Raw genomic sequence first — 25,011 nt, 5'->3', positions numbered from 1 at the left:
TGCACCGTGGGGTGGGGGGTGGGGGGGGCGGGCCGGGGCCCCCCCCCCCCGCCCGCCGGGGGGGGGCCCCCCCCCCCCCCGCCACTACCGGTATCCGCTCAGCGCCGATCGCGCGATGCGCGGCGGCCGAACCACCAGCCCAGCAGCAACTGCACCGGCAGCGAAACCAGCAGGCCGATGACGAACCAGTGCGGGAAGTCGCCGCCCATCACCCACAGGCCATAGCCCGCGCCGAGCACCAGCAGTGACCAGATCGAGGTGCCATGCGCGCGTGGCCAGCACGGCGCGTAATACGTGGCGAAGGCAATGGCGGCGATGCCACCCAGCACGGTGAATGCCAGGTCCCAGCCGAGCTGGGCCTCGCTTCCCGGCGTCATGCGCAGCAGCGATGGCAGCCAGCCCGCGGCACTGCTGACCAGGGCAAGCGCGAGCAGCGCGCCGATCAGCGCGAGCAGGGAGAGAAAGACGGTCTTGAGCGTGCCGGGCATGCGCGCATTGTACGACCGCCGGGGTGCGCGGCGCTGCCGGCAGATCGGCATGGCCGCCGTGCCCGTGGGAGAGGGAAACGGACACGGCGGCCATGCACAGGGGGTCAGGCAGCGAAGTCGATCACCACGCGGCCTTCGATGGTGCCGGCGTGCATGCGCGCGAACACCTCGTTGACGTTCTCCAGGCGGTCGGTGCTGACCGTGGCGGCAACCTTGCCTTCGGCGGCGAACTGCAGCGATTCCTGCAGGTCCAGGCGGGTGCCGACGATCGAGCCGCGCACGGTGACGCCGTTGAGCACCATGCCGAAGATGTCCAGTGGGAAGTTGCCCGGTGGCAGGCCGTTGAGCGAGACCGTGCCGCCGCGACGGACCATGCCCAGCGCCTGTTCGAAGGCCTTGGGCGAAACCGCGGTGACCAGCGCACCATGCGCGCCACCGATCTCCTTCTTCAGGAACGCGGCCGGATCGGTGGTGCGCGCGTTGACGGTGACCTGTGCGCCCAGGCGCCTGGCCAGGGCCAGCTTGGCGTCGTCCACATCCACCGCTGCCACGTTCAGGCCCATCGCGCGGGCGTACTGCACGGCCATGTGGCCGAGGCCGCCGATACCGGAAATAGCCACCCAGTCACCGGGCTTGGTGTCGGTGACCTTCAGGCCCTTGTACACGGTGACGCCGGCGCACAGCACCGGTGCGATCTCCACAAAGCCCACTTCCTTCGGAAGCAGGCCGACATAGTTGGCATCGGCCAATGCGTACTCGGCGAAGCCGCCGTTGACCGAGTAGCCGGTATTGCGCTGCGTTTCGCACAGCGTTTCCCAGCCACCCAGGCAGTGTTCGCAATGGCCACACGCCGAGTACAGCCAGGGGATGCCGACCCTGTCACCTTCCTTGATGTGCCCTACCCCGCCTCCCACGGCCACGACGTGCCCCACGCCCTCGTGGCCGGGGATGAACGGCGGGTTCGGTTTCACCGGCCAGTCGCCCTCGGCGGCGTGCAGGTCGGTGTGGCAGACGCCACAGGCCTCGATCTTGACCAGCACCTCGCCCGCCCCCGGGCGCGGTACCACGACTTCCTCGATGACCAGCGGCTTGCCGAACTCACGGACGACGGCGGCCTTCATGGTTCTGTTCATGCGTGCTTCTCCGTAGTGCGCTTGCAGACAGGATGGCGCCGGCCCCATGCCCGCGCCTTGATCCCGATCAATCCTCAGAAGAAGCCGAGCTTCTTCGGTGCGTAGCTGACCAGCAGGTTCTTGGTCTGCTGGTAATGGTCGAGCATCATCCGGTGGTTCTCGCGGCCGATGCCTGACTGCTTGTAGCCGCCGAACGCGGCGTGCGCCGGGTAGGCGTGATAGCAGTTGGTCCATACCCGCCCGGCCTGGATCGCGCGGCCCACCCGGTACAGTCGCGCGGCATCGCGGCTCCAGACGCCGGCACCCAGCCCGTACAGCGTGTCGTTGGCGATCTGCAGTGCTTCTTCTTCGGTCCTGAACGTGGTCACCGACACCACCGGCCCGAAGATCTCCTCCTGGAACACGCGCATGCCGTTGTGGCCCTTGAACACGGTCGGCTGCACATAGAAGCCGCCGGCCAGGTCGCCACCGAGCGCGGCTCTGTCACCGCCAATCAGCACCTCGGCGCCTTCCTCGCGGCCGATGGCGATGTAGGACAGGATCTTCTCCAGTTGTTCGCCCGATGCCTGCGCACCCACCATGGTGTTCGGGTCCAGCGGATTGCCCTGGCGGATCGCCGCCACGCGTTCGAGCACACGCTCCATGAAGCGTTCGTAGATCGATTCCTGCACCAGTGCGCGCGACGGGCAGGTGCAGACCTCGCCCTGGTTGAAGGCGAACATGACGAAACCTTCCACCGCCTTGTCGAGGAAATCATCGTCCTCGGCCATTACGTCGGCGAAGAACAGGTTCGGCGATTTGCCGCCCAGCTCAAGCGTCACCGGAATCAGGTTCTGGCTGGCGTACTGCATGATCAGGCGGCCGGTGGAGGTCTCGCCGGTGAAAGCGATCTTGGCGATGCGCGGGCTGCTGGCCAGCGGCTTGCCCGCCTCCAGGCCGAAGCCGTTGACCACGTTGAGCACGCCCGGCGGCAGCAGGTCGCCGATCACTTCCATCAGCACCAGGATCGACGCCGGGGTCTGCTCGGCAGGCTTGAGCACCACGCAGTTGCCGGCGGCCAGCGCCGGCGCCAGCTTCCAGGCCGCCATCAGCAGCGGGAAGTTCCACGGGATGATCTGCCCGACCACGCCCAGCGGTTCGTGGAAATGGTAGGCCACGGTGTCGTCGTCGATCTGCGACAGGCTGCCCTCCTGCGCACGCAGGCAACCGGCGAAGTAGCGGAAGTGGTCGGCCATCAACGGCACGTCGGCGTTGAGTGTCTCGCGGATCGGCTTGCCGTTGTCCCAGGTCTCGGCGTGGGCCAGCAGTTCCAGGTTCTGTTCGATGCGATCGGCGATGCGGTTGAGCAGCAGCGCACGGTGGGCGGCCGATGTGCGGCCCCAGGCGTCCTTTGCGGCGTGCGCGGCATCGAGTGCGGCGTCGATGTCCTCGGCGTTGGAGCGGGCAACTTCAGTGAACACCTGGCCATTCACCGGCGAGATGTTGTCGAAGTACTGGCCGCTGCGCGGGGCGATCCATTCGCCACCGATGTAGTTGCCATAGCGCGGCTTGAACAGGGAGCGCGGATCGGTGGCATGCGGGCGGGTGGACGGTACGGCGTTCATGGCGGCTCCTGTGGTGGGCATGGTGCATCCACAGGCGCAAAGACGATGCCAACTGTGGCCTGCTGCGCTGCATCACGCCTTCATCGCCCGGCCGTCGGTCATCCTGTCGCGCGCCCTGCGGCAGCGCAGCAGGCGCGGTCGTTGCAGGCCGACGCGGGGTGTGCTGTTAATCGGGACAGGTCCCGCAACAACTGTCGCAATGTGCGACACAGGAGGCTGTCGGTGTCCCCGCTTGCTCCCGATCCCCGCCTGGGAAGTGCCCGGCGCAGTTTCTTCGAGCGCGGCGCTGCGCCCGTCGGCGCGGTGCCCGAGGCGATCCTGCATTCCTGGCAACGCTGCCAACGGCACGGCCTGCTGGTGGATGCGCAGCCGGCCGCCGAACCACTGACCGACAACCGCCTGCGCGAACTGCGCCAGCGCCGCGAGCGCCTGTGGCGACAAGCGCGCCCGGAGCTGGATGGACTGGCGGCGGAAATGACCCACAGCGGCAGCATCGTGCTGCTGACCGATGAAGACGGCTGGATCCTCGACGCCGAAGGCAGTGCCGGTTTCCTCGACAAGGCGGGTCGTGTCGCGCTGATGCCGGGCATGCGCTGGGACGAGGGCACGGTCGGCACCAACGCGATCGGCACCGCGCTGGTGGACGGGCGCGCGCTGCAGGTGCGTGGCGGCGAGCACTACTTCGCCCCGCACGGCATCCTCACCTGTTCGGCCGTGCCGATCCTGGATCCCTACGGGCAGTGCCTGGGTGTGCTCGATGTGTCCGGCGACGCGCGGCTGCCACATGTGCACGCGCTGGCGCTGGTGCGGCAGGCGGTAGCGCAGATCGAGCACCGCGGTTTCGCCGACGGCCTGGCCGACTGCGAGCTGCTGCGCCTGCATCATCAACCCGCGCTGCTGGGCAGTGCGCGCGAAGGCGTGCTCGGCTTCCGCGGCGGTCGCCTGGTCGCGGCCAATCGTGCCGGCCTTGCCTTGTTCGGGCTGGATCGCCAGGACATCGGCCGCACGCCGTACGAAGCGCTGTTCGAACAACCGCTGTCGCGGCTGGCAGATGACGGCGTACTGCTTGATCGCCAGGGCCGTCGTCTGTACGGCGTGCGCGAGGCCCGTGCGTCGCGACGCAGTGTGGCTACGCCTGGACTGACCGCGCCGTTGCCGGCGAGTGCGCAGGGCCCACTGTTCGATAGCGGGCAGCAACAACAACTGGCCACCGCAGGACGCGTGCTGCAGGCCGGGTTGCCGGTGCTGCTGCAGGGCGAGACCGGCACCGGCAAGGAAGTCTTCGCGCGGGAACTGCACGCACGCAGCACGCGTGCGGGAAAGCCCTTCGTCGCGGTGAACTGCGCGGCGCTGCCGGAAGGCCTGATCGAAGCAGAGCTGTTCGGCTACGAGGAGGGTGCCTTTACCGGTGCGCGCCGGCAGGGCAGCCCGGGCCTGCTGCGGCAGGCCGAGGGCGGTACCTTGTTCCTCGATGAGATCGGCGACATGCCGCTGGCGCTGCAACCGCGCCTGCTGCGCGTGCTGCAGGAACGCGAGCTGTCACCGCTGGGCGGCGGCAAGCCGGTGAAACTGGATTTCGCACTGGTCTGCGCCAGCCACTGCGAACTGCCGCAGGCGGTGGATGCCGGTCGCTTCCGTGCGGATCTGTATTACCGCATCGCCGACCACGTGGTGACCCTGGCGCCGTTGCGGCAGCACCCCGATCGCGCTGCCGTGGTGGATGCACTGTGGCAGCAGCTGGGACAGGGCCATGCGTTGTCGGCGCAGGCCCGCGCGGCGCTGGCCGCCCATGCCTGGCCCGGCAACCTGCGCCAGCTGAGTGCCTGCCTGCGCACGCTGGCCGCGCTGGCTGAGCCGGGGCAACCGGTGGGCCCGCAGCTGCTGCCCGCGGACGTACGTGCTGGCACGTCCACCGCGCCCGCAGTGCCTGCCAGCGGGGCATTGGAGGAAATCGCCGAGGCGGCCATGCGCCAGGCGCTGGCCGAGTGCCAGGGCAACGTCAGCGCGGCCGCCAAGCGGCTGGGGATCAACCGCAGCACCCTGTACCGCCGGCTGGGTACGCCACGCGGCTGAACGGATGCGCTGGCGCCGGGTCTGTGCCCGGCCCCAGCAGGGGCCGAGGGATCAGCCCGCCAGCACCGCGGCCTCGCGTGCCAGGCGCTCGACGCTGTCCCAGTCGCGGGTCTGCATCAGCGCGGCGGTGGTCAGCCACGAACCGCCCACGCACAGCACGTTGGGCAGATGCAGGAACTGGCTGGCGGTCTGCGCACTGATGCCGCCGGTCGGGCAGAAGCGCACATCGCCGAACGGGCCGTGCCACGCCGACAGCATCGCCGCACCACCGGCCTGCACCGCCGGGAAGAACTTGAAGGTGTCCAGGCCGTGTTCCAGGCCGACGATCAGCTCCGAACCGGTGGCCACGCCAGGCAGGTAGGGCAGATCGGCATCGCGCGCGGCGGCATACAGCCGTGGGGTCGCCCCGGGCGACACCGCAAAGCGGCCGCCGGCCTGTTTCACCGCCTGCATCTGCGCGGCATCGAGCACGGTGCCGGCACCAATCACCGCATCCGGCACGGCGTCGACCATCGCCTTGATGGCTTCCAGCGCCCGCGGCGTGCGCAGGGTCACCTCGATCACCGGCAGGCCGCCACGGAACAGCGCCTGCGCGACCTGTACCGCATCGTCGATGTCATCGGGGGTGAACACCGGAATCACCGGTGCCAGTTTCAGTACCGCACGAACGCGTGGATCAGCGCCGGACATCGAATCGCTCCTCGCCCATCAGGGCCAACACATCAGCTTCGCTGACGGGATTGAAATCGCCGGGAATGGAATGCTTCAGGCCCCCGGCGGCCAGGCCGAAGCGCACGGTGGCGTCGGCATCGAAGGCCGACAGGATGCCATGCAGGATGCCTGCCGCGAAGGCATCACCGCCGCCGATGCGGTCGACGATGCCCTGCAGCTGGCGTACCGGGGCCTGTGCGCGGGTGCCATCGCGGCCGAGCAGCAGCGCGCCCAGCGCATGGTGGTCCACGCTCAGCGTCTGGCGCTGGGTGCAGGCCATCCACTGCAGCTGCGGGAACGCTTCGAACGCGGCCGCGGCCGCTGCTTCCACGCGCGCGACCACGTCGGCCTGTTCGAAACGCTGGCCGAGGATGACCTCGATATCGCGGTAGTCGGCAAAGACGATGTCGGCCTGCGCGAACAGTTCGTGCAGGATCGACCGCGCATCGCCACCCCAGCGCTGCCACAGCTTCGGCCGGAAGTTGCCATCGAAGGACACGCGCACGCCCAGTGCACGCGCAGCGCGCGCTGCGGCCAGGGTGGCCTGCGCCACGTCCGCGCCCAGCGCCGGGCTGACCCCGGACAGGTGCAGCCACTGCGCGCCCTGCAGCAGTGCGGGCCAGTCGTAGTCGGCGGCGGTGCTGTTGGCGAATGCCGAATCGGCACGGTCGTAGACCACTTCGCTGGCCCGTTGCACCGCGCCGGTGGTCAGGAAATACAGGCCCATGCGGCCTTCGGCATCTTCGCGCACGCCGCGCGTATCGACCCCATGCCGGCGCAGTTCGGCCAGCGCATGCGCGCCGAGCGCGTTGCCGGCGACGGTGCTGACCATGGCCACGTCATGTCCAAAGCGGGACAGCGAGACAGCCACGTTCGCCTCGGCGCCGCCGACATGCACCTGCAGCTGCGGCGACTGCAGCAGCAGTTCGCGACCGGGCGCACCCAGGCGCAGCAGCAGTTCCCCGAAACACACGATACGACCCATTTCTGCTCCTTCACGCGTGCCGCCCGCATGTGACACTGGGCGGCGTGGTAGTGGACCACGCGTGGGGCGTGGAATTGGCTAGCGGTGTCATTTCAATCCCGCCCATCCTTGCCCTTAGCCTACCAAACTGTTGGAAGCATTGTCCTGCAAGCGTCTTGGAGACATTTCAGATCTGTTGCGGTGCAAGATGCCGGATCGGGAACGTGCTGTTAACGTCCGGCCTGACCAGCGGTGTCATCCCGCTGAAACAGCCGCGATACCAGACCTTTGGGAGAGGGGAAAGGCATGCATTCTCGGAACCATGAAAAAAAGACACCGGTTACCTTGCTCGCGTTGGGCGTCGCACTGGCCCTGGCAGGCAACGCCGGCGCGCAGCAGCAGAGCGCCAACCCGAACGCCACCGACCTGGATACGGTCACCGTCACCGGCTACCGCGCCAGCGTGGAGAAGGCGCTGGACATCAAGCGCGGCGAAGCCGGCGTGGTCGATGCCATCGTTGCCGAGGACATCGGCAAGTTCCCGGACCTGAACCTGGCCGAGTCGCTGCAGCGCATCCCGGGCGTGGTCATCACCCGCGAGGCCGGCGAAGGCCGCAACATCTCGGTGCGTGGCCTCGGCCCGGAATTCACCCGCGTGCGCATCAATGGCATGGAAGCGCTGACCACGGTCGGCGCCGGTGACCAGAGCGGCGGCACCAACCGCGGCCGTGGCTTCGACTTCAACGTCTTCGCCTCGGACCTGTTCTCGCAGCTGCTGGTGCGCAAGACCGCCTCGGCCGACGTCGAGGAAGGCTCGCTGGGCGCCACCGTCGATCTGCGCACCGCACGCCCGTTCGACTACGACGGGTTCACCTTCGCCGCCAGTGGCCAGGCCAGCTACAACGCGATGGCCGAAAAGGCCGATCCGCGCATTGCGGCGCTGGTCTCCAACACCTTCGCCGATGGCACCTTCGGCGCGCTGCTGTCGGTGGCCTATTCCGAGCGCCAGGCGCTGGAGGAAGGCTCCAACACCGGTCGCTGGGCCAACGGCCCGAGCAACGGCAACTTCGCCGCGTCCTCGCCGTTCGCCGCCGCGCGTGGCGCCGATGTGTTCCATCCGCGCTTCCCGCGCTACGTGCAGATGGAGCATGAGCAGAAGCGCCTGGGTGTGACCGGTTCGTTGCAGTGGAAGCCGAACGACGCCACCGAGATCTCGCTGGATGCGCTGTACTCGAAGATCGACGCAACGCGCGACGAGCACTACATCGAGGCGATTTCCTTCAGCCGTGGCGCCAATGCGAGCGCACGCCTGTCGGGCAAGCCGACCACCATCGTCAAGAACGGCGAGATCCGCGACAACGCACTGCTCTACGGCGAATTCGACAACGTCGACATCCGCACCGAGAACCGTCACGACGAGTGGAGCACCGAGTTCAAGCAGATCGCGCTGAACGGCCAGCATCGCTTCGGTGATGACTTCACCCTGTCCGGCAAGATCGGCATCTCGCGGTCCAAGCACGAGAACCCGGTGCAGACCACCGTCATCATGGACAAGTACGACGTCGACGGTTACAGCTACGACTACCGTGGCAACAGCCGTGCGCCGATCCTCAACTACGGCATCGACCCGACCAGTCCCAACGGCTGGGAACTGGCCGAGATCCGCCTGCGTCCGCAGTACGTGGACAACGACTTCGACACCGGCCAGATCGACTTCAACTGGAACATCAGCCCGGGCTTCCGCCTGAAGGGCGGCGTGCTGGCCAAGGACTACACGTTCAAGACCGTCGAACTGCGCCGCGCCAGCGAACTGGCCGTGCCCAACTTCGCCGGCGGCACAAAGATCGTGCCGGTGAACCTGACCGAGCAGGCCGGACTGAAGGGCATCAACGGCAGTCCGTCGAACTGGGTCGTGCCCGACCTGGATGCGATCGCCGAACAGCTCGACATCTACAGCAACAGCGGCACCTTCGCCGTCGCCCCGCGCGCCAACAATGTGCGCAGCGTCGAAGAGAAGGACCGTGGCGCCTACCTGATGGGCGAGTTCTCCACCGAACTGGGCTCGCTGCCGTTGTCGGGCAATTTCGGTGTGCGCTACGTGCGCACCAAGCAGTCGGCCACCGGGCAGTCGACGCTGGCCAACGGCACCGTCGAAACCACGGTCAGCCGTACCTACGATGACACCCTGCCCTCGTTCAACCTGGTGGCGGAAGTCACCCCGGACTTCCTGATCCGGCTGGGTGCGGCCAAGGTGATGAGCCGTCCGGGGCTGGGCAGCCTGACCCCGGGCGCGACGGTGGCCGTGGCCGGTGGTGCACGCACCATCTCCAGCGGCAACCCGATGCTGGATCCGATCCGCGCAACCAATGTCGACCTTGGTTTCGAGTGGTACTTCGCCGAGGGCGCAATGGCCGGCATCGGCCTGTTCTACAAGGACATCGAGAGCTTCGTACAGACCACCCGCGAAGTGCGTCCGTACAGTGACAGCGGCCTGCCGGCTTCGCTGCTGGTCGGCACCGGCGCCTCGGCCACCGATGACTTCACCTACAGCAAGCCGGTCAACACCCCGGGCGGCGAACTGCACGGCGTGGAGGCCAACTACACCCAACCCTTCACCTTCCTGCCGGGCAAGTGGGCCAACCTGGGCATGCAGTTGAACTACACCTGGGTGGAATCGAAGATCCAGTACATCAACGCGGCCGGGCAGCCGGTGATGAAGACCGACCTGACCGGCCTGTCGAAGTCGTCGTGGAACGCCACGCTGTTCTATGAAGGCGAGAAGTTCGCCGGGCGCATCTCGGCCACCAACCGCGATGACTACCTGACCCAGGCACCGGGCCAGGAAACCGGCTTCAACCTCGATGGCTACCACGGAATGACCGGTACCACGGTGTTCGATGCATCCATCCGCTACAAGATCAGCGACCAGCTGGAACTGAGCCTGGAAGGCATCAACCTGACCAACGAAGCGTCCGACGAGTGGGTGTACTCGCCGCTGACCGGTCGCCTGCCGCTGCAGTACACCGAGACCGGCCGCCAGTACCTGCTGGGGCTGCGCTACAAGTTCTGAGCAACGCCGACGGCGTGCCACCCGGCACGCCGTCGTTCGCCATGACCGCTGCTGCGCCGCAAGGTGCCGTCGCGGCGTGGCCTTGCTACGGTCCGGCGGCCCTCGCCGGCCGTCGCCCGTTGAAAGGAAACGCCTGATGCCGCACCGCTCGACCCTGTCCCGCTGCCTGTTGCTGGCGGTGGCCCTGGCTGCCGGCCCCGCGATGGCCGCTGCCGATGCGCCCACGCTGCTGTTCCATGTCGATGCCGGCAAAGGCCTTGAGGCCGTGGTGGCGCAGGGTGAGGCGGTGCCGAACTTCCGCGACAAGGTCGACATCGTCGACGACGGAGCGCGCGGCAAGGCCATCCAGTGGCAGGACGACGGCGTGCTGGCCTGGGATGCACCCGGCAACATCCTCGCCCAGCGTGGCACCCTCGCCTTCGACTGGCGCGCGCGCTACGCGGTGGGCGAAGCACCGTTCGTGATCTTCCGCGTCGGCTATGCCGACCACAGCAGCTGGGACATGGCCTGGCTGCGCATCGACTGGAACGGGCATGGTTTCGATGCGTTCGTCACCGATGCCAACCTCGCCCGCACGCGCGTGTCGTTCCGCATGGACACGCCGCCACGTGCGGACCAGTGGCTGCACCTGGCCTTCGCCTGGGACGAAGACCAGGGTGTACGCCTGTTCGTCGATGGCCGCGAGGTGGCGCGTGTGCAGGCCAGCGGCGATTACGATGCCGCGCTGGACCAGCTCGGCCTGGCCGGGCGGGTGATGGCGCCCTACCAGGTGCAGAGCCGCTACAACTTCCTGCGTGGCAGCGATTTCCAGCACATCCGCGTGTATGACCGCATGCTCGATGCTGCGGCCGTCAGTGCGCTCGCGCGCGGCAAGGCCGCCGAAAGCGCCGTTGCCAGCACTGCCGATGACCGTGCCTGGCGCCATCGCTTCGGCTGGGAAGGCGCGCCGCCACCGCCATTGACCGCAGCCAGCACGCGCATCCGCAAGATCGAATTCGACGATGCCCGCGACCTCAAGGCGTGGATGTGGAAGGCCACCGACGGCATCGCCGAGACCACCTGGCCGGGTGTCTACAACCGCTCGCGCCTGCCCGGCCGCAACGACTACTTCCAGTTGCCGGACTGGAACACGTATGTGGAAAGCGGCCAGCATCTGGACCTGACCGTGCCGGCCGGCGAGACCGTCAACCGGGTGGAGATCCGCGGCGCGGCGTTCGGCACGCTGGCCCATGGCCGCGATGCCGCGCACGCCACCCAGGTGCTGGCCACGCGTCCGCAGGGTGTGGTGCGCAGCGTGGACGACATACCGGCGCAGACCGGTGGCGTGCTGCGCTTCAGCAACGTTGAACAGGAAACGCCGATCCAGGAGATCTGGGCGTATGGCGTGAGCGAAGGTGCCGAGCCCGACGGCACGGTCAAGCAGACCTATGTCATCGACAGCCAGGCACTGCCGGACTACACCAACCTGGACACACTGCGCCGCTACATCGAAGGCCGCTACCCGGCGGCCGAACGCAGCACGGTGATGGCGCTGCCCAAGGGGGCGGGCTCGCGCCGGCGCCCGGCCGATTCGTTGCCAACGCAGCCCAAGCCCATCGTGCACGTGCTGATTCCCTCCGGTGTGGGTGATGCGCCGGCCAACCAGCCGTTGATCCGCAGCTGGGCCTACAGCTGGGAGAACATGCATGACGGCCTGGATGGCGTGGCCATCGATATTCCCGCGCTCGACCTGCCGGCCACGCACGATGGCCTGATCCCGCTGAACCTCCGCATCAAGGATCCGATCTGGCCGGCGCGCGACATGATCGATGTATCGGTCTCGGTGCAGCCGGGGCAGAAGCGCACGCTGTGGCTGGACCTGCGCGACCGCATCCTCAGCGCCGACAGCCTGTGGTTGAGCATCGCCTCGGCTGCGCCCGGCTTCGACGCCAAGGCACTGGACGGTGCGCAGGTGCGGCTGGTGTTCAAGCCACGCGCCGATGCGCTCAAGGAGCATGTGGCCGACCGCTTCAACCAGGTGCGCGACAACTGGGGTTTCCTCGTGGAGGAACATACCACCTCCAAGCGCCAGCGCCTGTACGCGCGCGTCTACGCGGACCTGAGTGATCTGCTGCGCGTCGACCCGGACCACGAACTGGGCCGGTTGTACTGGAACTACATCAGCTACAACAGCCAGGGGCGACCGCCGTACACCGCGCCGGAGGTGCCCAAGGGCGTACCGGCGTGGGCCTTCCACCAGGTGCAGGACCTGGCGCAGGTGCGGCAGTTCGTCGACTGGTGGATCGATCAGCGGCAGGTGGCCTACGGCGATTTCGGTGGTGGCATCTCCGATGATTCCGACCTGACCCAGCAGTGGCCCGGCCTTGCCCTGATGGGCGTGCAGCCGGACCGTCTGAATGCCTCGCTGACCGCATTGTCCGACGCGGTGTACCGCAACGGCATGTTCAGCAATGGCCTGAGCACCATCGAGACCGACGAGCTGCATGCCTACGAGGAAGGCATCAACACCAACAGCGCGATGCTGTACCTCAACTGGGGCGATCCGCTGACCCTGGAACGGCTGATGGAAACGGTGAAGGCGTTCGACGAGCGCATCATCCTGCGCAACCCGCAGGGCCATGTGCTGTTCTCCAGCAACTGGTTCGGTGGCAACAAGGTCTACCGCGAACCCAACTGGCAGTGGCAGAAGCCGTACTCGTTCCCGGTGCTGCACCCGGCATTCCTGCTGGGCCAGTACAACGCCGACCCGACCGGGCGCCGGCTGGTGATCGGCCTGGCCGATGGCTATCTGGCCCACGCCGGCACCGACGACAAGGGCCGCTTCACCCTGCCCAACGAGATCAACTGGGCCTCGGGTGCGACCCGCGGCGGCGAACTCAACAATGGTTCCGGCAGCGGTGACACGATGCACACCTTCTGGGCGGCATGGCGCTGGACCGGTGATGCGAAGTACCTGCAGGCACTGGACTATCGCGTGCAGCGCGGCGGCCCCGGCGCGCTGGCCAACCTTGGCGAGAACTATGTAGAGGTACTTGGTCGGCAGCAGGACTGGTACCCGCTGCTGACCGCCGAGGCCGATGCCGGAAAGACCGGTTTCGCCAGCCTGATGGCATGGCAGGCCAGCGGCGAGCGGAAGTACATCGACGCGCTGCATGCCGAGGGCCTGCAGGCCAAAGCACAACGCGCGTACATGAACACCGAGGGCCATTGGTGGTCCGACCGGGTGGAAGCACCGAGCGAGTTCCTGCAGCGTGCGCGGCTGGGCGGCATCGCCCTGAAGCGCAACCAGAGCTGGCCCGGGCACACCGTCAGCTGGCGCTTCGATCGTGAGGGCGCCGCGGAACAGGTGGCACTGCTGGTGCATGCGCCCTCGCGTGAGCGCTTCACGATCACCAGCCACAACCTCGGCGCGCGCGTGATCGCCGCCGACATGACCGGCTGGAACGTGGGCAGCGGTTCCTGGCGCGTGCGCAGTGGCGTGGATGCCGATGGCGATGGCCGCATTGACGGTAGGCCGCGCGAGCGTACGGTGCAGCTGGAGACGAGTGCGTCGGTACCGATGCAGTTCCAGCCGGGTCGCACCGAAGTCTTTGAATTCGAGCGTGTGTCTGCGGGCACGCCGGTGGAAATGCGTCCGGACCTGGGAGTGGGCCGTGGCGATGTGCGGGTGGACGGGCGCCAGGTACACGTGACCGTGCACGGCCTTGGGCATGTGGCCAGCGGTGTGGGCGTGGCGATACTGGAAGATGCGCGGGGCCGCGAGATCGCACGCACCGAGGTGCCGGCGATGGCGGCACCGACCGACCTGCTGCCGAAGACGGCGGTGGTGTCGTTGCCGTTGCCGGCAGGGGAACGCGGCGGCCTGCGCGTGCGTGTTGCGCTGGCCGATGGCGGAGAGGAAGTCACGCGGCTCAACAATGTGGTGGATGTGCCGCGATGAATTCCGCGCTCCGCCGGGCATGGCCCGGCGCTACCGATGAATCGGTGGACCACAAGCCCTGATAGATAGCGCCGGGCCATGCGCGGCGGAACGCAATCAGGACGCCTCGGTCTCCATCACCTTCACCCGGCGCTGGTACCAGCCGTCATCCAGCGGATCGAACACCGCGCTGCGCTCCATCACGCCCTGGTAGACGTGCACGGACACTGCCACGTCCTCGTCGCTGGCGTTGCGCAGTGTGTGGTACTCGTGCGGCGGAATCAGGCTGCCGGCGCTGCCACGGTGCCCGTACAGCGTGTCCTGCGCAGCGAAGCGGTGACGCTCGCCACGCTGTTCCAGCAGCGCGTACGGGGTCACGATCAGCTCGCCCTGCCAGACGCCTTCCACGCACCACATCGCATCGTGGTCGTGCAGTGGCGTGCCCTGCCCCGGCCCCCAGCACATCGCGATCACGCTGTAGCCCAGCGTGGCGCTTCGGTACAGTTCACGGCGCGCGTAATGGCCGTCCACGGGGCGACGTACGCAGGGCGGCAGCTCGATCAGCGGATCGACGATGGCTTCACGCAGCACCCGCTGCAGCGCACCGGTGATCGCCTGCGGATCGACCAGGCAGACGGCGGCATCAATCCCTGCAATCAAGCGCTCGCGGCCGGTGAACGGCGGTGGCGTGAACATCGCTTCCATGAACCGACTCTAGCCGAGGCGGGTTAACAGAATGTTTGCACCGCGGTGTCATCACTGCGTGCCGCGCTGCACGAACGGCACTTTTGCATAGAGCGCACGCTCGCCGGCGCGTGGATCGTCAACCACGCGGCTGTGCCGATCGAACACCATCGTCTGCCGTTGTGGCACGCCATAGGGAGCCCATTGCGACATTCCCGCGTGATTGGGATCGCCGGTACGCGCAAAGGCGATCAGCGCATCGCTCATCGTCGCTGCCAGTGCTCGGGCGTCTTCACCACCGCCGGTACGCGCGCCCGGCAGGCCGGCGTTGTCGAACACCAGCGGAATATCCAGCGTATGGAAGGCACGCAGGCGTCCGTCTTCCACCGGTGATGGCCAATCGAGCTGGTAGGCCCAGGTGGGTGCGGCCCCGGTTGTCTGCCGAGCGCGTGCTTCCAGTTCCTCCACCGCACCACGCCACGAGCGGCCGGCGGTGGTGGCCGCGAAGAACACCTCTGAGGGCGTGTAGTGCGGATACAGGCGTCGATATTCTGCGATCACCACCGAGGGCAGCAGATCGACGAACTGCTGCTTCTCCAGCTGCGCCGGCAGATCCTCCCAGGTCAGCGTGAAGTTGGCCGGGTCGTTGCCAAGGAACGCGCGCGTCTCATCGCGGGTGTTGCCGATCACCATCGGAATCGACGCGGACTGCGCCGGTGCCTGTGGCCAGAACGGGTGCACCGGCAGCACCACCTCATCCAGTACCGGGCCGAAGTACAGCGCGCTGCTTTCCACCCGTGAGGGATCGCGTGCGCGGGTGGCGGCCAGCAGCTCGGTCGCCGGCAATCGCAGCAACGCCTGCAGGTCGCGCGCGGCCACCGTTTCCATCGCAATCGAAGCCCGTTGCGCCGCCGCACGTGGACCGGCGGCGGTCACCTGCTGCCCGCTCATCGTCCACGCGCGCTGGAACAGGCCTTTCGCTGCGGGCATCGCCATCAGCGTGGCGATCTTGGCGCCGCCACCGGATTGCCCGAACACGGTGATGTTGCCGGCGTCGCCGCCGAACACCGCTGCATGCTCGCGCACCCACTGCAGCGCTTGCACCAGGTCGAGCTGGCCGACGTTGCCGGAGGCCGCATAGCGCGGATCGCCGAGCGCGCCCAGGTACAGGTAGCCGAAGGTGTTCAGGCGATGATTGACGGTGACCACCACCACGTCGCCGCGTCTGCACAATGCGCTGCCGTCGTACAGCGGATCGCTGCCAGAGCCGTTGTTGAAGCCACCGCCATGGATGTAGACCAGGATCGGCCGCTTGCCGCCGTCGCCCAGTGCCGGCGTCCAGACGTTGAGGAACAGGCAATCTTCGCTGCCCGGCCCGTCCGCTCCGCTCTGTGGCGCAGATGCGGCGTATTCCAGGGCGTCGGCGATACCACGCCAGCCCGTCTCGCGCCGTGGCGGCTGGAAACGGTAGGCGGAGGTGTCAGCGCCATAACGCAGACCACGGAACACGTGCACGCCGTGCTCGCGCTGGCCACGCACGCGGCCGCCACGCAGGCGTGCCACCACCTGTGTGGCATCACGTGGCCCAGGCACCGCGGAGGCAGGAAGCGCTGCGAGGGTGGCCGTGGCCAGCGCCCAGCGGGCACTGTCGCGCAGGAAACGGCGGCGCTGCAGGTTGGCATCCCCCTGGTTCAATGTGCCGCCTCCGTCGCCTGCAGCCAGCGTTGTGCCAGCAGCGGCCACACGGCCAGCGTTGAATCAGGCGGCATGCGCATGCCGAAGCCATGGCCGCCATGAGCGAACAGGTGCAGCTCGTGTTCGACACCCGCCTTGGCCAGTGCCTGCGCCATCAACTCGCTGTTGTGCACGTTGACCACCCGATCATCGTTGGCATGGATCAGCAGCGTCGGCGGCATGTCCGCGCGTACGTGCTGCTGCATCGAATACTGCGCGGCCAACGCCGCATCGGGTTGCTCGCCCAGCAGGCGTCCGCGTGAGCCGCTGTGTGCATGCGCGCCCATGTCGATCACCGGATACACCAGCACCGCGCGTGCGGGACGCGCGCTGAGGCGATCGATGGCATCGCGTGGCGGGTAGACCGGCGCATCGAAACCGGTGGCCAGCCGTGCGGCGACATGGCCGCCGGCGGAGAAGCCCATCACCGACACGCTGTCGGCATCCAGCCTGCGCCGTGCGGCCTGGTCGCGCACCACGCGCAGTGCGCGCTGCGCGTCGGCCAGTGCCGCCTGGCGGTCGCGGCCGGCCTGCGGCAGGCGGTAGCGCAGCACGAACAGGGTGTAGCCGGCACGGTCCACCCACTCCGGCACCAGCGCGCTGTCCTCCTTGTCGATCACCACGCGCTGGTAGCCGCCACCGGGAATCACCAGCAGCGCGCGGCCGTTGGCACGGGCCGGCGTGTGCACCAGCAGATAGGGCGCATCGACCTGGTCGATGAAGCGATCGGGGTGGGCTGGATCATCGCTGCGCTCGACCACGCGCGCCGGCCGCGCCGTGCCCGTTTCACCGGGGACCTGCCCCGCCTGCCACAGCGGCAGCTGCTCGCCGGCAAGCTCCCGGCCCAGGTGTTCGCCTGCGCGCAACGGCACAGCGGCCGCGGATGCGGGGACGGTCAGCAGCAGGCCTGGCAGCAACAACAGCACACGGGAAAAACGCATGGTGGAAAGGGCTCCAACGGGGAGACAACAGAGTGGCCGAGGTCACCGGCAAGCGCTCGTGATGCGCTGCGGCTTGCACGATGACACCGGTTTACCATATACACCTCCTGCAGACGCTGTCGATGGGCAGTGCAACAACGCCAGAGGGAGACCGTTCTTGAGCAACGAACACGGCATACATGGGCAGACGCCGGCGCCGGACGATGCGGCCGCGATTGCCCACGCTTTCACCACCGCGCGCCGCAGCGGCCAGGCCCTGCCAGGCTTCCCGGGCCTTGTCCCGCCTGACCTGGTGGCTGCCTACCAGGTGCAGGATCTGGCCATTGCCAGCTGGGATGACCAGGTGGTGGGCTGGAAGGTCGGCTACATCGCCGCCGAGCGTCGCGATGCGTCCGGGGACGACCGCCTGCTGGGCCCGGTTTTCTCGCGTCAGCTGCAAAATGCTACCGGTGGAACAGTGGACATTCCGGTGTTCGTCGGCGGCTTCGGCGCGGTCGAAGCGGAGTACGTGCTGGAGCTGTTGGAGGACGCTCCCGCCGCACAGCTGCACTGGACGCCCGAGCAGGCTGAAGCGCTGCCGGCGCGCCTGTACATCGGCGTGGAAGTGGCCAGCAGCCCGCTGGCGACGATCAACGAACTCGGCCCGCGCGTGGTGGTGTCCGACTTCGGCAACAACAACGGCCTGGTGCTGGGGCCGGAGATTGCCGATTGGACCGCCCGCGACGAAACCGACCTGCGCGCCGAAACCCTGATCGAGGGCGAGGTGGTCGGCACGGGTGGTGCCACCCGGCTGCCCGGCGGCCTGCGCGCGGCGTATGCGTTCGCGTTGTCCCGTTCGGCGCTGCGCGGCCAGCCGTTGCGACGGGGCGACCTGATCGCCACCGGCAACGCCACCGGTATCCATGACATCACCGTGGGGCAGACGGCGCTGGTGCGGTTTGCCGGCTTCGGCGAAATTGCCTGCAGGGCCGTGCCGGCCGGGTAACCGCCGCACGATCCGGTGAACACGCGCGGGAGGGCGCAGATGATCACACGACGACATTTCCTGGCCGGCGGCGCTGCTGCGCTGGCCACCCCGATGCTCGCGGCCTGTGGCCGCGGGCCCGCCGATGCCATCGACGGCGGCCAGCTGCTGACGGCCACCGACGTGCACGTGGCCGACTACCCCACCGTGACCGCGGTGAAGTGGATCGGCGAAACCCTGCAGCGCGAAAGCAACGGTCGCCTGCGCCTGCGGCAATACCATTCGGGCCAACTCGGTCGCGAATCGGAAGCGATCGACATGGCCCGTTTCGGTGCCATCGACATCACCCGCGTGTATGCCGGTGCGTTGAACAACGCTTTCCCGCTCACCCAGGCGCTGTGCCTGCCGTACGTGTTCGAGTCGGTGGCGCACCAGCGCGCCGCACTGGATGGCGGCATTGCCGATGCGGTGCTGCGTGGTTTCGAGAGCCGCGACCTGGTCGGCCTGGCCATCTATGATTCCGGCGCACGCTGCTTCTACAACACCAAGCATCCGATCGTGCAGCCCGGTGATCTGCACGGGCTGAAACTGCGTGTGGCGTCCTCGGACATCTTCATCCAGCTGATGCGCCTGCTCGGCGCCAACCCGACGCCGATGTCGCTGGGCGATACGTTCTCCGGCATGGAGACGCACATGATCGATGGCGCCGAGAACAACATGCGCAGCTTCCATTCCAGCCGCCACTTCGAGGCCGCGCACTACTGGTCGCAGAGCGATCACTCGTATGCGCCGGACGTGCTGTTGATGTCGCGCGCCAGTTTCGAGCGCCTGCAGCCGGCCGACCGCCAGCTGCTGCTGGAGACCGCGCGCGCTTCGGTGAAGGTGATGCGCGAGCAATGGGATGCGTCCGAAGATGCCGCGCGCCGCGCGGTGCTGGCCGCGGGCGTGAAAGCCAACGAGGTGGACCTGCCCGCCTTCCGTGCCGCCGCCCAGCCGCTGCTGCAGCAGTACCTGCAGCAACCCGAGCTGGCTGCGCTGGTCGCCCGCATCCGTGCCGCCGCCTGAGGACACTGCCATGACCGAGACGACGATTTCCACCGGACCCGGCCCCGGCCAACGCTTGCTGGACCGCATCGCCGACATCGCCATCCATGTTGCCGTGGCCGCGCTGCTGGGGCTGGTGGTGGTGCAGGGCTGGCAGGTGTTCGCCCGCTACGTGATCAACGATTCGCCCAGCTGGACCGAGCCGGTGACCCTGCTGCTGCTGGCCACCGCCATGAGCCTGGGCGCGGCCTGCGGCGTGCACACCAATCGCCACTTCGGCTTCTTCCTGCTGCACGCCTACATGGGCGCCGGCCTGCGCCGGGTGGTGGATGTGTTCACCCAGCTGGTGGTGGCCGTGCTGGGCGGCTTCATCGCGTTCTGGTCGGCCGACCTGCTGCTCGATGGAATGGACATCAAGACCGCCGGCGCCAACCTGCCGCAGAGCATCAACTACCTGCCGCTGGCCGTGGGCGGTGCGCTGATGCTGTTGTTCGGGCTGAACCGTGCGTGGAAAGCGCTGCATGCCGCGGCAGCCGACGCCGACGACGCTGAAGGAGATCGTTGATCCATGGGCATCACCATCCTGTTCTCTGTTTTTGCCGCGCTGCTGCTGTTGGGCGTGCCGGTGGCCTACGCGCTGGCCGCCGCTGCGCTGGCCACCCTGCTCTACCTGGACATTCCCAGCATCGTGCTGGTCCAGCAGATCTCCGCAGGTACCGGTTCGGCCTCGTTGATTGCCATTCCACTGTTCATCTTCGCTGGCGAGATCATGATGCGCGGCGGCATCTCCGAACGCCTGATCGCCCTGGCGTCATCGCTGGTCGGGCGCATGCGCGGCGGCCTGGGCCAGGTCTCGATCCTGTCCTCGCTGTTCTTCGGCGGTGTATCCGGCTCGGCCATCGCCGATGTGTCGGCGGTGGGCGGCACGATGATTCCGCAGATGGTCAAGCGTGGCTACGACCGCGATTTCGCGGTCAACGTCAGCATCACCGCTGCGCTGGTGGCGCTGCTGGTGCCGCCGTCGCACAACCTGATCCTGTTCTCGGCCGCCGCCGGTGGTGGCCTGTCGATCGCCGACCTGTTCGCCGCCGGCATCGTGCCGGCGCTGCTGATGACCCTGGCGTTGATGATCACCGGTTACGTGGTCGCGCGTCGCCGTGGTTATGGCGTGGAAGTGTTCCCGGGCTGGCGTGCGGTGCTGCTGCGCATCGTCTCTGCCCTGCCCGGCCTGGGCCTGGTGGCGCTGATCTTCGTGGGTATCCGCGCCGGCATCTTCACTGCGGTGGAAAGCGCGGCCATCGCCGTGGTCTACGCCCTGCTGGTCACCACCGTGCTGTACCGGCAGCTGCGCTGGCGTGAGTTCTTCGACACCGTCATCCATGCCGCGCGCAGCACCGGCGTGATCCTGTTCGTGATCGCCACCGCGGCGGTGTTCGGCTGGCTTCTGGCCTACCTGCAGGTGCCTGCGGCGGCGGTGGACTTCCTGCAGTCGTTCGCGCACAGCCAGTTCATGGTGCTGCTGATGATCGTGGTGATGCTGCTGCTGCTGGGCACCTTCATGGACCTGGCACCGATGATCCTGATCTGCACGCCGATCTTCCTGCCGGTGGCCAAGGCCTATGGCATCGATCCGATCCACTTCGGCCTGGTGCTGGTGCTGACCGGTGGCCTCGGCCTGGTCACGCCGCCGGTGGGCTCGGTGCTGTTCATCGGTACCGCCATCGGCAAGATCAGCGTCGGCCAGAGCATGCGCACGATCTGGCCGTTCTGGTTTGCCGCGCTGGGCGTGCTGCTGATCGTCACCTTCTTCCCGTCGCTGTCGCTGTGGCTGCCCGCCGCGCTGCGCGCCTGATGAGCGGAGGCAATCACATGACACCGACGCTGCACCGCGCTGCTGCAACCGCCCTGCTCGGCCTGCTGCTGGCCGCGCTGCCTGCCCTGGCTGCCGACCCCGCGCCCGCGCAGTGGAAGCGCGGCATCGAGCACCAGCGCCAGGGCGACCTTGGCAACGGTACCTTCCTCAACCCGGTGCTGGCCGGTGACAGGCCCGATCCGTCGGTGCTGAAGGACGGCGAGGATTACTACCTCACCCTGTCTTCGTTCGACGCCTACCCCGGCCTGCCGATCTGGCACTCGCGCGACCTGGTCAACTGGCAGCCGCTCGGCCATGCGATCACGCAGAACGTAGGTGCGATCTGGGCGCCGGACATCGTCAAGCACCAGGGCCGCTACTTCATCTACTTCCCGGCGCGCACCGGTGAGCGCCGCAGCAACTTCGTGGTCTGGGCCGATGACATCAAGGGCCCGTGGAGTGCGCCGATCGACATCGGCCTGGGCGGCTACATCGACCCCGGCCACGCGGTTGGCGAGGACGGCAAGCGCTACCTGTTCCTCAGCGGCGGCGACTACGTGCAGCTGGCCGATGACGGCCTGAGCGTGGTGGGTACGCCCAAGCATGTGTACGACGGCTGGCGCTACCCGGAAAGCTGGGACGTGGAGGCCTACGCGCAGGAAGGCCCGAAGATCCACTTCCGCGATGGCTGGTACTACATGACCACTGCGGTGGGCGGCACCGCCGGCCCGCCGACCGGGCACATGGTGATCACCGCGCGCTCGCGCTCGATCCACGGCCCGTGGGTGAACGCGCCGAACAACCCGATCATGCGCACCCGGTCGGCCGCTGAACCATGGTGGTCGCGTGGCCACGCCACGGTGATCGAAGGCACCGATGGCCGCTGGTGGATGATGTACCACGGCTACGAGAACGGCTTCTGGACGCTGGGCCGGCAGGCGCTGCTGGAACCCATCGAATGGACCGCCGATGGCTGGTTCGTGGCCAAGGGCGGCGATCTCGGGCAGCCGCTGCGCAAGCCATCGGGCAGCGCGCTGGCACCGCACGGCATGGCCCTGTCCGATGCTTTCACCGGCCGTACGCTGGGCCCGCAGTGGGCGTTCTTCAACCCGGCGCTGGATGAATACCGGCGCCTGCACTTCAGCGGCGACGGCCTGGTGCTGCAGGGCAAGGGCAGCACGCCGCGCGACGCATCGCCGCTGACGACCATTGCCGGGGATCCGGCCTACCAGTTCGAGGTGCAGATGGAGATCGCCCCCGGCGCGGTGGGCGGTGCCCTGCTGTTCTACAGCGACCGCCTGTACGTGGGCGTGGGCAGCAACGGCGAGCAGTTCGTCATGCACCGCTACGGCGAGGAGCGCCCCACCCGGCTGGCGGCCAGCGCCAAGGGCGGCCGGCTCTGGCTGCGGGTGACCAACAACCGCCACATCGTCACCATCCATTCCAGTGCCGATGGCCAGACCTGGCAGAAGTATCCGGTTCAGATGGAAGTGTCCGGTTACCATCACAATGTGGCTGGCAAGTTCCTGGCACTGAAACCGGCCCTGTATGCGGCCGGCAACGGTGCGGTAACCTTCCGCAGCTTCCGCTATCGCGCGCTGGACTGAGCGCGCGCTGGAATCCCCAGGCTTATCGGGTTCACTACATGTCAGTGCGCAACAAGAACGATGCCGCTACGCCGGCATTGGCAAAGGGCAAGGCAGCCACGATCAACGACATCGCGCGACTGTCGGGTGTATCCAAGAAAACGGTTTCAAGGATCATCAACAACTCGCCGCTGGTGCGCAAGGACACGCGCGACAAGGTGGAAGCGTTGATGCGCGAAGTCGGCTACACCCCCGACCCGCTGGCCCGTGGCCTGGCCTTCCGCCGCTCGTTCCTGATCGGCATGGTCTACGACAACCCCACCGCGCAGTACATCGTGGACATGCAGTACGGCGCGCTGGATGCGCTGCGTGGCTCCAGCTTCGAACTGGTGGTGCACCCCTGCGACAGCCGCAGCCCGGGCTACATCGACGGCGTGCGCCGCTTCGCCCAGCAGCAGAAGCTGCATGGGGTGATCCTGGTGCCGCGTGCGTCCGAAGACCAGGCGCTGGCGGACATGCTGGACGAGATCGGCTGCCGCTTCACCCGCGTGGCTGCGCTGCCGCTGGATGAAACCTCGCAGATGGTGGTCACCCACGACCGCGACGGTGCCGCCGAAGCGGCCGATTACCTGCTTTCGCTGGGCCACCGTGACATCGCCCTGGTGACCGGCCCCAGTGCATACCGCTCGGCGCACGAACGCACCGCCGGCTTCATCGAGGCGCTGTCGCAGCGTGGCATCGAGCTGCCGAAGGATCGCATCATCGAGGCCGGCTACACCTTCGAATCGGGTGTGGCCGCCGCCGAGAAACTGCTGCTGGGCAAGCGCCGGCCGACGGCGATCTTCACCGGCAACGATGAAATGGCCGCCGGTATCTACAAGGTCGCGCTGCGTGCGGGCATCAACATTCCGCGCCAGCTGTCGATCGTCGGTTACGACGACAGCCCGCTGGCCTCGCGTCTGTGGCCGTCGCTGACCTCGGTGCGCCGGCATACCCGCGACACCGGCCGCACCGCTGCGGCCATGCTGATCCAGCCTGAAGGCCAGCCTGCGCTGCAGATCGCCAGCGTGCGCCCGCACCTGATCGTGCGCGATTCCTGCCAACCGCCCGAGGATTGATCCCGCAGGGATCAATCCTGTAGGTCACGACCGTTGGTCGTGACACCTTCACGGATCAGTCCGGTAGGTCACGACCAACGCTCGTGACACTCCCCCCGCCCCTCCCCCCATCGATCGCACCTGCCGATGCCGTCCAACCACCATCGTGCAGCGCAAAATGACACCGGTTTCCTGTCTGGCTAGAATCGACCGTGAACCGTGCCGGGGCCGAACCATCGGCCCGCCCCCTGCTCTGGAGAAGCCATGTACTGCAAGACCCATTACGCCACCCATCCCGACGCCATCAAGGGCGCCAGCAACGATCAGCTGCGCGAGCTGTACCTGCTCGATGGCCTGTTCAACGCCGATGCGGTGACCCTGAAGTACACCCACTACGAGCGCTTCGTGCTGGGCGGTGTGGCGCCGGTCAACGGGCCGCTGTCGCTGCCGGCGCAGACCGAACCGGCGTCGGCCGCTGGCCATCCGTTCCTGGAGCGTCGCGAGCTGGGCATCATCAACGTCGGCAGCGGCACCGGTACGGTCACCGTCGATGGCACCGTGTACACGCTGGGGCCGAAGGATGGCCTGTACGTGGCGATGGGCAGCAAGGACGTCGTCTTCGCTTCGCAGGACGCCGCCAACCCGGCGCAGTTCTACCTGGCCTCGACCCCGGCGCATGCGCGCTTTGAAACCAAGCAGCTGTCGATCAAGGACGCGGTGGCACTGGATCGCGGCGCGCTGGAGACGAGCAACGAGCGCACCATCTACCAGTACATCGTGCCGGCCACCTGCCAGTCCTCGCAGCTGCTGCTGGGCCTGACCGTGCTCAAGCCGGGCAGCGTCTGGAACACCATGCCGCCGCACCTGCACGACCGCCGCAGCGAGGTCTATTTCTACTTCGACCTGGGCGACAGCGACCGCGTCTACCACTTCATGGGCGAGCCGGACGCACAGCGCCACATCGTCATCCAGAACAACGAAGCGGTGGTGTCGCCGCCGTGGTCGATCCACATGGGCGCCGGCACCAGCAACTACGCCTTCATCTGGGCGATGGGTGGCGAGAACCTGGATTACACCGACATGCACGTGCTGGACATCTGCCAGCTCAAGTAAGCACTAACAGGCCGCCGCGCATGCTGTGCGGTGGT

18 protein-coding genes are annotated in these 25,011 nt (G+C 67.6%); 10 read left to right on the top strand and 8 right to left on the bottom strand.

Annotated elements, in window-relative coordinates:
• Positions 1–98: 98 nt before the first annotated feature.
• The 3 genes from M2299_RS19485 to adh all read right to left on the bottom strand — a co-directional run bounded on the left by M2299_RS19485 (position 99) and on the right by adh (position 3,225).
• Positions 99–488, bottom strand: a complete 390-nt coding sequence (locus M2299_RS19485) for a hypothetical protein (protein WP_025875515.1) — start codon at positions 486–488, stop codon at positions 99–101.
• A gap of 104 nt (positions 489–592) precedes the next feature.
• Positions 593–1,621, bottom strand: a complete 1,029-nt coding sequence (gene adhP / locus M2299_RS19480) for an alcohol dehydrogenase AdhP (RefSeq protein ID WP_025875513.1) — start codon at positions 1,619–1,621, stop codon at positions 593–595.
• 74 nt (positions 1,622–1,695) lie between these two features.
• Complete coding sequence (gene adh, locus M2299_RS19475) at positions 1,696–3,225, bottom strand: aldehyde dehydrogenase (protein WP_025875511.1); 1,530 nt, start codon at positions 3,223–3,225, stop codon at positions 1,696–1,698.
• A gap of 222 nt (positions 3,226–3,447) precedes the next feature.
• Between adh and M2299_RS19470 the strand changes: the two genes are divergently transcribed.
• On the top strand, positions 3,448–5,298 hold the full coding sequence (locus M2299_RS19470) for a sigma-54-dependent Fis family transcriptional regulator (protein WP_280884858.1): 1,851 nt from the start codon (positions 3,448–3,450) through the stop codon (positions 5,296–5,298).
• A gap of 51 nt (positions 5,299–5,349) precedes the next feature.
• Here M2299_RS19470 and eda read toward each other — a convergent pair whose 3' ends face one another.
• Together eda and M2299_RS19460 are read right to left on the bottom strand one after the other, a co-directional pair.
• The gene (gene eda / locus M2299_RS19465) at positions 5,350–5,988 is read right to left on the bottom strand and encodes a bifunctional 4-hydroxy-2-oxoglutarate aldolase/2-dehydro-3-deoxy-phosphogluconate aldolase (protein WP_033832654.1); all 639 of its coding nucleotides are present in this window, start codon (positions 5,986–5,988) and stop codon (positions 5,350–5,352) included.
• Positions 5,975–6,994, bottom strand: coding sequence for a sugar kinase (locus M2299_RS19460; RefSeq protein WP_025875505.1), 1,020 nt, complete (start codon positions 6,992–6,994; stop codon positions 5,975–5,977). Before M2299_RS19460 ends, eda begins: the two co-directional genes overlap by 14 nt.
• A 285-nt stretch (positions 6,995–7,279) precedes the next feature.
• Here M2299_RS19460 and M2299_RS19455 point away from each other — a divergent pair, with 285 nt between their 5' ends.
• Positions 7,280–10,042, top strand: a complete 2,763-nt coding sequence (locus M2299_RS19455) for a TonB-dependent receptor (RefSeq protein ID WP_099786334.1) — start codon at positions 7,280–7,282, stop codon at positions 10,040–10,042.
• 136 nt (positions 10,043–10,178) lie between these two features.
• A complete protein-coding gene (locus tag M2299_RS19450; RefSeq protein WP_280884857.1) occupies positions 10,179–13,982 on the top strand; it encodes a LamG-like jellyroll fold domain-containing protein in 3,804 nt (1,267 codons plus the stop codon).
• 96 nt (positions 13,983–14,078) lie between these two features.
• Here the strand turns inward: M2299_RS19450 and M2299_RS19445 are convergent, their stop codons facing one another.
• Genes M2299_RS19445 through M2299_RS19435 form a run of 3 tightly spaced genes read right to left on the bottom strand, consistent with a single transcriptional unit; the run spans position 14,079 to position 17,320 of the window.
• Positions 14,079–14,666 (bottom strand): cysteine dioxygenase family protein, encoded by a 588-nt coding sequence (locus M2299_RS19445; RefSeq protein WP_080277671.1) that lies wholly within the window; start codon positions 14,664–14,666, stop codon positions 14,079–14,081.
• Positions 14,667–14,717: 51 nt separating this feature from the next.
• The gene (locus tag M2299_RS19440) at positions 14,718–16,340 is read right to left on the bottom strand and encodes a carboxylesterase family protein (protein ID WP_099844527.1); all 1,623 of its coding nucleotides are present in this window, start codon (positions 16,338–16,340) and stop codon (positions 14,718–14,720) included.
• Positions 16,337–17,320, bottom strand: coding sequence for an alpha/beta hydrolase (locus tag M2299_RS19435; protein ID WP_280884855.1), 984 nt, complete (start codon positions 17,318–17,320; stop codon positions 16,337–16,339). The genes M2299_RS19440 and M2299_RS19435 overlap by 4 nt, the downstream gene beginning before the upstream one ends.
• Before the next feature lie 175 nt (positions 17,321–17,495).
• On the opposite strand from M2299_RS19435, the gene M2299_RS19430 reads away from it, so the two are divergent.
• The 7 genes from M2299_RS19430 (at position 17,496) to kduI (ending at position 24,976) form a co-directional block, all read left to right on the top strand.
• Positions 17,496–18,305, top strand: coding sequence for a 2-keto-4-pentenoate hydratase (locus M2299_RS19430; protein WP_345782467.1), 810 nt, complete (start codon positions 17,496–17,498; stop codon positions 18,303–18,305).
• Between the two features lie 39 nt (positions 18,306–18,344).
• Positions 18,345–19,349, top strand: a complete 1,005-nt coding sequence (locus M2299_RS19425; RefSeq protein ID WP_280884853.1) for a TRAP transporter substrate-binding protein — start codon at positions 18,345–18,347, stop codon at positions 19,347–19,349.
• Positions 19,350–19,359: 10 nt separating this feature from the next.
• Positions 19,360–19,893, top strand: a complete 534-nt coding sequence (locus M2299_RS19420; protein WP_280884852.1) for a TRAP transporter small permease — start codon at positions 19,360–19,362, stop codon at positions 19,891–19,893.
• A 3-nt stretch (positions 19,894–19,896) separates the two neighbouring features.
• Positions 19,897–21,180: a TRAP transporter large permease gene (locus M2299_RS19415; RefSeq protein WP_025875489.1), complete on the top strand. Its 1,284-nt coding sequence runs from the start codon at positions 19,897–19,899 to the stop codon at positions 21,178–21,180.
• Positions 21,181–21,197: 17 nt separating this feature from the next.
• Positions 21,198–22,787: a family 43 glycosylhydrolase gene (locus M2299_RS19410; protein WP_100437248.1), complete on the top strand. Its 1,590-nt coding sequence runs from the start codon at positions 21,198–21,200 to the stop codon at positions 22,785–22,787.
• A gap of 38 nt (positions 22,788–22,825) precedes the next feature.
• The gene (locus tag M2299_RS19405) at positions 22,826–23,884 is read left to right on the top strand and encodes a LacI family DNA-binding transcriptional regulator (RefSeq protein WP_025875485.1); all 1,059 of its coding nucleotides are present in this window, start codon (positions 22,826–22,828) and stop codon (positions 23,882–23,884) included.
• Positions 23,885–24,127: 243 nt separating this feature from the next.
• The gene (gene kduI / locus M2299_RS19400; RefSeq protein WP_280884851.1) at positions 24,128–24,976 is read left to right on the top strand and encodes a 5-dehydro-4-deoxy-D-glucuronate isomerase; all 849 of its coding nucleotides are present in this window, start codon (positions 24,128–24,130) and stop codon (positions 24,974–24,976) included.
• The last annotated feature ends 35 nt before the right edge of the window (positions 24,977–25,011 follow it).

This window comes from Stenotrophomonas sp. 1278, from assembly GCF_029892765.1.
GTDB lineage: Bacteria > Pseudomonadota > Gammaproteobacteria > Xanthomonadales > Xanthomonadaceae > Stenotrophomonas > Stenotrophomonas indicatrix.
This window is presented reverse-complemented; position numbering and strand designations above follow the sequence as displayed.